This window comes from Kitasatospora sp. NPDC058444, from assembly GCF_042721415.1.
In the GTDB taxonomy this organism is placed as follows: domain Bacteria; phylum Actinomycetota; class Actinomycetes; order Streptomycetales; family Streptomycetaceae; genus Kitasatospora.
Genome location: NZ_JBHXLL010000084.1, coordinates 1 through 9,551, shown reverse-complemented (window position 1 = coordinate 9,551; position 9,551 = coordinate 1). Strand labels below are relative to the sequence as shown.

Here is a 9,551-nt window from a genome sequence, read left to right as displayed (position 1 = left end):
TCCAAGCACACCTGCTCGAACTCCTCGACATCGACGAAACCCGACCCCGCTGGCTGGAAACCTAAAACCCCATGTGCGAAGTCTGGGCCTAGAGGAACTCGAACGCGCCGTGCTGGACGACACCGTGCCCCTCGCCCAAGCACTGCGCCGCTGCCTGATCCTCGGCGAGTACGCCCACCACCAGGAGCTGCGACAGTGGGCACAGCGCGAGCTGACCGGCTACGGCCCGGACGACGACCTGCCTGCCTACCGGACGGTTCCGGCCGCGCTTGCCGTCAACATCAACCGGTATTCCATCGGCGGCATCGTGCAGTTCAACGGCCACCGGATTAGCCACCAGCAGCTTCCCGATGCCGCCAGGAATGCGGGGATCGGCGAGAGAATGCCGGTGCACGAGGGGGTAAGGACCTTGGAGGAGATGGTGGCTCGCTCCCAGGGCCCGATCTACGCCAGCCCGCCTGGCGCAGCCGAGTACGCCCTGATCATGAGCCAGCAGCAGGCAGACCTCGGCGGGCCTGGCACCGAGATCACCTCCCTGCACTGGGAGGTCGCCACCCCCATCATCGAGGGCGTCCTCGACCAGATCCGCACCCGCCTCGCCCAGTTCGTCGCAGAAATGAGAGCCCAGATGCCCGCAGGCCAGCAGAACCCCAATCCGGCCCAGGTCGACAAGGCCGCCAAGCAGGCCTTCGACATCAAGACGGGCAGCAACTCCCCGGTCACCATCAACGCCAACACCGCCTCGGCCGCCCGCGGCGGCACCGCCAACGCCAACACCAACGAGCCGGCCCCGGCCCCGCCCCAGCCGTGGTTCCACCGTGCCAACGTGCTCGTCGCGGCGGCGGGCGTCCTGGTGGCTCTCCTCACCGCGTTCATAACCTGGTACGTCGCCAAGTGATATTCCGCCGCAGCCCTCTGGTCCGCCTGGAGCGCGACGTCCTGGACGAGAAGTGCCCGTTGCCCTCGGTGCTTCGCCAGGTCGTCGCGCTCGGCGGGCGGACCGGCTCGGCCGAGCTGCGATCCTGGGCGCTGCGCGAACTCAACGGCTACGGCTCCAACGGCGACGAACTGCCCGAGTACCGGACCGTGCCCGCCACCGTGACCATCGACGGCGCGAACGTCCGCTTCCTCATCGAAGGTCAGCAGATCAGCCCGTTGCTCCTCCCGAGCTTCACCCACGGGAAGATCAAGGAGGAGGTCCGACTGACCAGCGGCGTTGGCCAGCTCGAAGCTCTCGCTCGCAGGGACGCGCCGGTCAAGGTCGACATACCGGGGAGCGCCGACCTGGTGCGGATCATGAACCACGAGCACGACAGCTCGATCCACCGCCTCTATTGGACCGTGCACCGCTCGGCAGTTCAGGGCACGCTCGACCAGATCCGCACCCGGCTGACCGAGCTCGTCGCAGAGCTCCAGGCAACTATGCCGCCGGGCCGCCGCGACCCGACCCCCGAGCAGGTCGCCCGGGTCGTGCAGCACATCAACATCACCGCTGGGGACAACTCCCCCGTCCAAGTGACGGCCCCGATCGCCCATGCAGACCGCAACGGCGCCGCCACCATCAACGGCATGACGCCCCGCAGCGGCCGGTACGCCTGGACCGTTGCCCTCGTAGCAGCGGCAGCCATGGTCAGCGCCGTCCTGACCTGGTTGATCAGCAACCGCTAGCTGGAGAACCGAGCCGGTTGGGCGTTGCGCGCCGGCCACGGCTTCCCCGGCGACGCCGAGCGCCTGGACGCCGAACTCGCCGAGCAGCTGCTGCGCCGGGTGCCGATGGACCGGCTCGACCAGGTCGACCAGGTCCCCGCCGTCGTGGACCTGGTCGCGGTCGCCGAGATCGTCGCCGCCTACCGCGGCCGCGTGCTGCTCGCCGCCGACCCGGGGACATCCGACGCCGTCGACCAGGCCGTCGCCGACCTGCTGGCGCGGCAGGGCGCCGAGTGACCGACCAGCACCAGCAGCCGGACCCGGCAGTCGCCGTGGTCACCGACCGCGCCGCCCAGCGCGCCAAGGAACTCGGCGCCACCGACGCCCTGGAGGCGCTGCGCGCCGAACTCGAACACCGGCCGCGGCTCGGCCGCCCGATCCGCACCGTCACCGAGGGCGGCCAGCAGGTCGAGCTGTACTCCACCCGGATCGAGGGCGACCGAGCCGAAGGCCGGCCCGCGCTCAACGTCGTGCACGCCTACGCCCCCGCCCCGCCCTGGCCGCCGACCGTGCGGATCGCAGCCGTCGTCCCCGAAGACCCGCCCCACCCGGTCCCGTAGCCGCCTGATCGGGTGAAGCGGCCCCGAGCCGTAGGACACAGCTGAGACAACCTGCCGCGGCCCCGCCTGCGCCCGGCGCCCGAGAGTTTCCCAGGGCGGGCTACGCCGCGGCGCGGCGCCCGGCGTTCACGGCCCGGTCGAGGTGGTGCGCGAGTTCGGGCAGCTGCCCGTCCGGGTCGTTCTCGGGGTCCAGGTCCCGGCCGCAGGCGAGCACCGCGGCCGCGTACCCGGCCAGGCGTCGGCCGCCGGTCCGAGCGGCCAGCTCCTCCACCCACGCGGCCGCCCGCCCGGCCGCGGCCGCCGCGATCCCCACCGCGGCCGCGACCCGCGCCCGGTACTCCGCGTCGGCCCGCGCCACCTCCACCGCCTCCGCCGTGTCCTGTCGCTCGCGGGCGGCACGGGCGGCCGCGAAGGCTGCCCGCTCGGCGGCGAAGAGCGACACCGCGCCGCCGCCGTCACCGTGTCCGTCGTCGTTCGTCCGGCCGCCGGGCAGGGGAATCAGGTTCGTCATGACCGGTGAACCCCGTCGGCGCCCTCACGGTCACGCACCACTGGGCAGGTTTCGCCCCGCCAACGCGCGACTTCCGCCTCGCTGAAACTCCCCACCGCAGGTCACGGCAGTGGCCCGCCGCCCCCAGACAGGGAGTGACGGGCCACCGGGCCGCACGGCTACGCCTGGAACTCAGCGCTCTTCACGCCGTAGAACGTGGCGTTCGCCGGCCGGTTCTTCTCCAGCTCGTCGGCCAGCTGCGTCCACCCGTCACCGCGCCGCACCACCCCGAGGAACTTCCCCAGCGCCTCCTTGTCGTCCCACAGCTCCTGCGCCGCGCTGATGATCAGCGACTTGAGCCGCTCGTTCTCGCTCACTACGTTCCCTCCCGGTCGTTGGACAGGCACAGCCCTACCCGCTGGTGATCGCCAATGAACACGGAGTCAGCGCGGGCTGCGGCCGACCGCCTCCAGACCGAGCACGCGGGCGGCCTCCATCACGGCGGCCAGCACCGGCAGCTCGCTCTCGAAGTCGCCCAGTACCGAGGAGGGCATCGCCGCGGCCAGCGCGCACACCGCCGCCAGCGCGACCCGCTCGCCTACCGCCAGCTCGGCAGCGCCTCGACCAACGGACTGCCGGTGACGACGCCGGCGCTGAGGTCGTACGCCAGCTCCTCGTCGAGTTGTCCCTCGCCGCCCGGGACGACCTCCGGCCCGCAGGCCTGCGCGACGGCGTCGGCGGCCCGCCCCAGCACCGTGCGGTGCGCCTCCTCCGGCTGTCGGGCCGCGAGCTCACGTACCCACTCGGCCGCCCGGCGCCCCGTCTCCGACGTTTCGGCGAGCAGCTCGTTCACCGCCTGCTGCTTCCGCTGCTCCTGGTCCTCGTCCTCGGCGGCGGGCTCGGCGGCCACCGCCAGGACGGTCATGTTCGTCATGACCGGTGAACCCGGCGGGGCCTGACGAGGTCACGGCCAGCGCGGCGACCACGTGGTCTTGTGCGGCCTCCCATGGTCTGCCGAAACTTGAGGCCCCGTGGTGCTCACCTCGTGTTCGGAGGCGTGGAAATGAGCGACGTTCTCGATGCCCGGGGCAGGCGGGTGGGCACGGTGGATTCCGGGGGCTCGGTCCACGACGCCCGGGGCAGGCGAGTGGGCGCGGTCTGGAGCACTCCCGGCGTCAGGGACCGTGAAGTGAGGAACGCGGGAGGCGCCGCCTTGCTGCTGCTCCTGCGTTGAGGGAGCCCCAGGAACTCCGCACGCGGAGAACGGCTGCCGGGCCATCCGCACCCGGTGAGTTCTCGGCCGCCCTGGTGAGTTTCGCCCCGCGGACCTCACAGGGCAGGTCACAGCCGTGCGCGCAGCGCTGCTGCTGCACCGCAGCGCGCCAGTGCAGCAGCAGGACAACAGGTGCAGCAGCACCGCTACCCGACGCACCGGGTTTCGCCCCGCGCCCGACGCCCCGGCCGCCTTTCGCCTCGCTGCCGGGCGCGGGGCGAAACCCGGTGCGTCGGGCGCGGCGGTTACGATCCCGGGCATGGACAGCGCCCCGCCGACCGCCGCCACCAATCAGCCGACCAGCAGTGCGGAACCGGCCCGGCTGTGCGCCCGGAAGGGCTGCTCGAACCCGGCGCTCAAGGGCTCTACCGGGCGGCCGCGCACCTACTGCTCCCGGTCCTGCCGCAGCAAGGTCGACCGCGCCAAGGCCAAAGCCCGCGAAGAAGCAGCACAAGCAGCAGCGGGCGCCGCTGCACCCGACCCCTCCGCTGCACCGCCCAGTGCTGCACCTGCTGCACCCGTTGCACTCGCGGCAGCCGCCGGGGCCGACGACATCCTCGCCCGCTGGGGAGAGGACGGCCAGCACCTCCTCGGCATCGCGTCGGCGATGCACCGCCGCCTGACCCGCTTCCTGGAGGAGACCGCCGCCGGCGATCCGGCCGCCGCGTTCGCGGAGCTGGCCAAGGTGCTGCCCGCCTACGGCACCCGCGCCTACATGGCCGCACAGGACATCCGGGACAAGGCCCGCTGGCCGGACCTGAGCGAGCACGAGCGCGTCGTCGCCCGCTCCCGCGAGCGGATCGACCGCTGGGGTCTTGACGGCCCCGACGACGGCCTGGACGACGACGGCACCGTCCCGGAGGAGACAAACGCCCCGCGGGGCGAAACCCTGGCCCCGACCGCTCCCATCGCCGGGCCGGTCGCGGGCACAGGACCGGACACCGGGCCGGTGCCGCCCCAGCGGTCGGCGGCCGCCACGGCCGAGCAGGCCCGCCGGGCGGCCTGCACCGACCCCGAGACGCGCTTCGACGTCCCCGACTTCCTGGACGACCTGGAAGTAACCTTCGGCCCCGGCTGGGAACTCGGCTCCTGGCACACCCCCGAGGCCAAGGGCGTCCTCCAGCTACGCCACCGCAACAGGCCGGTCGGATGGACCGCGCCCCTGCCCGACGGACCATGGGGCCAGGCCGGCTGGATCGCCCTCCTCTACCAGCCGCGCGGCACCGCCAAGCTCATCACCGACCACTTCTCCCGCCCCAAGACCCACCCCACCGCGGACCTGGCGCTCGACGCCATCCTGCGCGCCCACCAGACCACCCGGCCGACCCCCGCCCGCTGACCAGGCCTCACCAAGGCGCAGGACCACCGTGGTGGTGACGGGCGATCGCCTCCAGCAGCGCCTGCCGCGCACCCCACAACCGGCCCTGCTCGGCGGCCAAGGCGTCGGCAGCCCACACCGGCAACGGCCGCCCGAGCGCCGCCGCTCCAAGCGCCCCCTCCAGCACGGCGTCGGCCCGCTTCCAGTCCTCCAGCTGCCGGACCAGGCCCCGCACGAAGACGTCGACGGCCCCGACCGGGTCCTGCCCGTCCTGGCGGGCCTCCTGGGCCACCTCGCCCAGCGCGTCCTCGTCCAGGTCCTCGAACACCGCCTCCCACCGCGCGGCCACCAACTGCTGATGGCCGGCCAGCACACTCTGCAACTCGTCGTCGACCGACTCCCGGGCCCAGGGAACCGGGGACCGCGGCGCCCGGCCCACCACGGCGAAAGCCCGGCCGGCGACACCCGGCCCCAACCCAGCGCCGCCGCGCCGAGGGCGGGAAGAGGAAGTGCTGCTCACCCCTGCTCCAACGCCGCCGTCCCCGGATTCGTCACCCCACGCCGCCGACCTGGCGGCGCGAGGCCGGCCGATCCGGCGTGCCTACAGCCCGCTCGGGGTACGGTCCGACCAGAGCCTGAGCCGCCATCACGGCGCGCCGGCGAGGCGAAAGGGCCCGCTGGAGTTCTCCGGGTGTCCCCCCGGGGCCGTCCCCGGGTGATGCCCCGGGGGGAAGCATTCGCCGACCTTTCGACATTTCCCCAGCTCAGCCCAATGATTCGGGCCACTCAGGGTTGCCGACAACCCTCTCCCTTCCCTTCCTTGAGCTGTTGGTGGTTGGTGGTTGGTGGTGCAGTTGGGTAGGGCGGGCTCGGGTTCACCGCCGGGTCCAGTGCTGCCCTACCCGCTCCATCGCCGCTGGGGCCCTCCCCCTTTCCCGGCCGGGGCGGCCGGGCGCCTCCCGACGGGTCGGCGCGCAGCGGGACCCGGCGGCGAGCGGGCGGGCGGGGCGGGGCGGGGCGGCCCGGTGTCGGTGGTGTGCGGTACAGCAGAGAAGATCAGCACCACGAACGACCGACAGCGCGGGGGCAGGGCATGGACCACGACCAGGACGACGACCAGGACGAGCAGCAGCCCGGTGGCCCGAGCCGCCCCGGTCGGGTGCACTTCCGCCGCTCCGCCCGCAACCCCAACGGTTCCACCGCCCCACTGCGCGCCGACGTCCTGGCGGCGCTGGGCGTGCTGAAGATCGCCACCTACAAGCAGCTGCACGCCCTGATCGCCGCCGACGAGTACCGCGCCCACCACCGCGTCGAGCACGTGGCCGAAGCGGTCCGGGACCTGGAGAAGCACAAGCTGGTCGACGTCCGCGGCACCACCTCGCCGCCGGGCCGCCGACCGGCCGCCAAGGCCCTCCCGGCCGCCCTTGAAAGGGCCGCCAGACCGAAGCCGGGCGGGCCCGGCGCGGAGAAGATCGTCGGCCTCACCCCGCTCGGCCTGGCCGCCGCCGCCGAAGCACTCGGCGACGACCGCGACATGGGCGGCCACGCCCGCGGCGCCGGCCTCACCGGCGCCCCGCACGCCATGCTCGTCAACGAGCTCATCATCACCGCCGTCACCGGCACCACCACCCACGGCGCCCCGCCCCGCACCGACAACCGCCAGGCACCCCCGCGCCGCGCCCTGCCCACCGGCCCGCTGCCCGGCGGTATCGAAGCCTGGGCCACCGAGACACCCCACACCATCACCGGCAAGTTCAACGTCATCCCCGACGCCGTCGTCCGCCTGCCCGAGCTCGGCATCCCGGTGGCCTTCCTGGAGCTCGACCGGGGCACCATGACCGACGTGCGCAAGGTCGCCGGCAAGCTCGACAACTACAAGCGCTACTTCGACCGCACCGTCCAGGACGGCGGCCAGGAGCGCCTGGAGGTCGAGGTCCGCTACAACGCACCCGAGCCTGAGTACGGCTACAGCCACCGTCGCACCGTCCGCCCGCCTGTCCTGTTCGTCCTGGAGCAGGGCACCAGGGGCAGCCGCCCCCGTTACAGCCCCGAGGCCCTGGAACAGCGCCTGAAAGGCCTGCGCGACGCCACCAGCGAGCACTGGCACGGCTGGGCGGGCGAGCAGGAAGGCGTCGCGTACGCCACCTTCCACGGCAAGATCCCCGTGCTCGGCACCACCGTCGAGCGCCTGCGCGAACACGGCTGGCAAGGACCCACCTGGTGGCGCTTCGGCCGGCCCGGCTGGCACTCCCTCACCGATGCCCTCAACGACGAACCCGACTGGGATTTGATCGACCAGCGCCGCCAAGAACGCGAGGACCAGGAGAAAGCCGAGGAACGGCGGGCCAAGAAGGCCGAGCAGGATGCCGCCGACGCCAGGCACCGCGCCCAGCTGCTCGCCGCCCGCGCCCACAACGACCGGCTGCACCCCTGCTACACCTGCCAGGGCCCGCTCGGCGGCGCCCACGACTCCGGCCACGAACTGGACGAGAACGCCGAGCCGGACCGCCTGGAATGCCCGGCCTGCCTCGCTGACCGCCGCGCCCGCAACGGCCGCCCGATCGTCCTCGACCTCCCCTCCCCCCGCGACCTCAAGAAGGCCGGCAAACACGGCCCGCCCGCCAGCGACCCGTGGTGGACCGTCCGGCTCATCCACGCCCAGCGCTGGCCCAAAGCGAAGCGGGACTCCGGAAACGTCCCTGAGCTTTGGTCCAACGCCCGCGCATAAGCCTCTCTAACTATCCATACTCTGATGAAGTTGAAATCAATTTCATCGATCGAGGCGGAAAGTCTTTCTCGCGGCGCTCCTCTTTATCTATTCGATGAGATTTCCATCGGCGTTGGCATCGGCAAAAGTGAATGCCGATCTGATGCGAGAAAGAGATATCTGAGGGTACTTCTGGAAATGATTCGATCGATGGTTCGATTAATAATACAATCAGACCTATGATAATCGAACTGAGGTTCGCCATGTCTGCCGTACCGGCCCGTGGCCGGGGCGTCGGGCGTCAGGCAAGCCACCGCCGGGAACCAGTCGCCGTGCAAGCGGCGGTACCGTGGGGACCGGAGCGAGACGCCCCAGCAGTCGGCTGTTGTCCGAGGGCTTCATCCTGACGTCCCTGCAGAAGCCGGCCGTGCCGGGCAAACTCCGACGAAGCCCCCGGCCACTGATTCTGGCCGGGGGCTTCACGGTGCAGGCGAAGCAGAGTCCGCCGGATGGCTTCACACCATCGGGCTGGCGGCTGGCTGCCGTCAGCCGAGCTGACCGTCAGAGACGGAGCAGCTCAATGATCACCCCCGCGACTGTGCTGGCAGCCGTGACAGCTCCAGCGTTGCGCCGGAGCCACCTGCCGAGCATGGCCAGGAAGTGATTCACGCGCCCCATAGCTGACCCCTCACTCAACGGCCGGAACAGATGCCGGCCAGACGGTGAGGTGAGGTGTCGACTGCGGAGCAGCGCCCACAACGCTAGACCGAGATCGCGCTGACCATCGCCGCCCTAGACACAATGTGTATGGGACGAATCGTCATAAAAGCCGCACCATATCTAACAGCCGGAACATTTAGTCAACTCTGGCCATTTAGATCTAGTCAGATAAGGCCATGCCGAAGCCAGATAAGCGCGACTTGGGACTAGTTCCATCGGGCCATGCATGTTGCCCACCAGTGCGCCGCCAGTTTGACAGCAAGGAGGCATCTCGGCCGACAAAGAAAGACGCGAGGAAGGGCCTTAATCGGGTGAGCGCAGAGGGAATTGCGGACGAGTAAAAAGAGGTGCTGGGAAATGATTGGCTGGCCCGGGCTATGGAGCCTAGAACCCCCAGATTCACAGGGGAGTTTTGGCAAGGTTTTCCAACAGAGCAAGACTGATACACTATCGCTGTTGCCCACCCTATCGGGGTGCCCGCACCCCGATAGGCGCCCTCGCTTCAACATCATGGTTTAGACCAATCCGGCGGGAGTAAACTGACCCCCAGTCGGCCTGTCGTGAGTTCAACCAAAATCCCAGATCAACCATGTGAATGAGCATCGGCCCATCGGCACCATGGAGCGAAGCGGAGTGGTGCCGGCCAAGGCGCGAAGCGCCGGGCCCACCCGGGCGAAGCCCGGGTGCGGACACGCGGAGCGGGTCCGCCGCCTGACCGAAGGTCAGGCGCGAACGGAGGGCCGAAGGCCGGTGTCTTATAAACAACTGACGCTGCC

The 9,551-nt window shown here is 71.0% G+C and carries 11 protein-coding genes; 6 read left to right on the top strand and 5 right to left on the bottom strand.

Annotated elements, in window-relative coordinates; genetic code table 11:
* Positions 1 to 73: 73 nt before the first annotated feature.
* From ACFWP2_RS39330 to ACFWP2_RS39315, 4 genes are read left to right on the top strand one after another with little or no spacing between them, the layout of a single operon-like run.
* The gene (locus tag ACFWP2_RS39330; protein ID WP_380460905.1) at positions 74 to 898 is read left to right on the top strand and encodes a hypothetical protein; all 825 of its coding nucleotides are present in this window, start codon (positions 74 to 76) and stop codon (positions 896 to 898) included.
* On the top strand, positions 895 to 1,668 hold the full coding sequence (locus ACFWP2_RS39325; protein ID WP_380460903.1) for a hypothetical protein: 774 nt from the start codon (positions 895 to 897) through the stop codon (positions 1,666 to 1,668). Before ACFWP2_RS39330 ends, ACFWP2_RS39325 begins: the two co-directional genes overlap by 4 nt.
* 24 nt (positions 1,669 to 1,692) lie before the next feature.
* Complete coding sequence (locus tag ACFWP2_RS39320) at positions 1,693 to 1,944, top strand: hypothetical protein (protein ID WP_380460901.1); 252 nt, start codon at positions 1,693 to 1,695, stop codon at positions 1,942 to 1,944.
* Entirely contained in the window at positions 1,941 to 2,267 is a 327-nt protein-coding gene (locus ACFWP2_RS39315; RefSeq protein WP_380460899.1) for a hypothetical protein, read from the top strand. The genes ACFWP2_RS39320 and ACFWP2_RS39315 overlap by 4 nt, the downstream gene beginning before the upstream one ends.
* Positions 2,268 to 2,367: 100 nt before the next feature.
* On the opposite strand, the gene ACFWP2_RS39310 is transcribed toward ACFWP2_RS39315, so the two are convergent.
* The 4 genes from ACFWP2_RS39310 to ACFWP2_RS39295 all read right to left on the bottom strand — a co-directional run bounded on the left by ACFWP2_RS39310 (position 2,368) and on the right by ACFWP2_RS39295 (position 3,691).
* Positions 2,368 to 2,778, bottom strand: coding sequence for a hypothetical protein (locus ACFWP2_RS39310; RefSeq protein WP_380460897.1), 411 nt, complete (start codon positions 2,776 to 2,778; stop codon positions 2,368 to 2,370).
* Between the two features lie 158 nt (positions 2,779 to 2,936).
* Positions 2,937 to 3,134: a hypothetical protein gene (locus ACFWP2_RS39305; RefSeq protein ID WP_043478193.1), complete on the bottom strand. Its 198-nt coding sequence runs from the start codon at positions 3,132 to 3,134 to the stop codon at positions 2,937 to 2,939.
* Positions 3,135 to 3,200: 66 nt separating this feature from the next.
* The gene (locus ACFWP2_RS39300) at positions 3,201 to 3,332 is read right to left on the bottom strand and encodes a hypothetical protein (RefSeq protein WP_380460895.1); all 132 of its coding nucleotides are present in this window, start codon (positions 3,330 to 3,332) and stop codon (positions 3,201 to 3,203) included.
* A 23-nt stretch (positions 3,333 to 3,355) separates the two neighbouring features.
* Entirely contained in the window at positions 3,356 to 3,691 is a 336-nt protein-coding gene (locus ACFWP2_RS39295; RefSeq protein WP_380460893.1) for a hypothetical protein, read from the bottom strand.
* 598 nt (positions 3,692 to 4,289) lie between these two features.
* Between ACFWP2_RS39295 and ACFWP2_RS39290 the strand changes: the two genes are divergently transcribed.
* Positions 4,290 to 5,369: a hypothetical protein gene (locus tag ACFWP2_RS39290; protein ID WP_380460891.1), complete on the top strand. Its 1,080-nt coding sequence runs from the start codon at positions 4,290 to 4,292 to the stop codon at positions 5,367 to 5,369.
* Positions 5,370 to 5,376: 7 nt separating this feature from the next.
* On the opposite strand, the gene ACFWP2_RS39285 is transcribed toward ACFWP2_RS39290, so the two are convergent.
* A complete protein-coding gene (locus ACFWP2_RS39285) occupies positions 5,377 to 5,721 on the bottom strand; it encodes a hypothetical protein (protein WP_380460889.1) in 345 nt (114 codons plus the stop codon).
* Between the two features lie 720 nt (positions 5,722 to 6,441).
* On the opposite strand from ACFWP2_RS39285, the gene ACFWP2_RS39280 reads away from it, so the two are divergent.
* Positions 6,442 to 8,076, top strand: coding sequence for a hypothetical protein (locus tag ACFWP2_RS39280; RefSeq protein WP_380460887.1), 1,635 nt, complete (start codon positions 6,442 to 6,444; stop codon positions 8,074 to 8,076).
* The last annotated feature ends 1,475 nt before the right edge of the window (positions 8,077 to 9,551 follow it).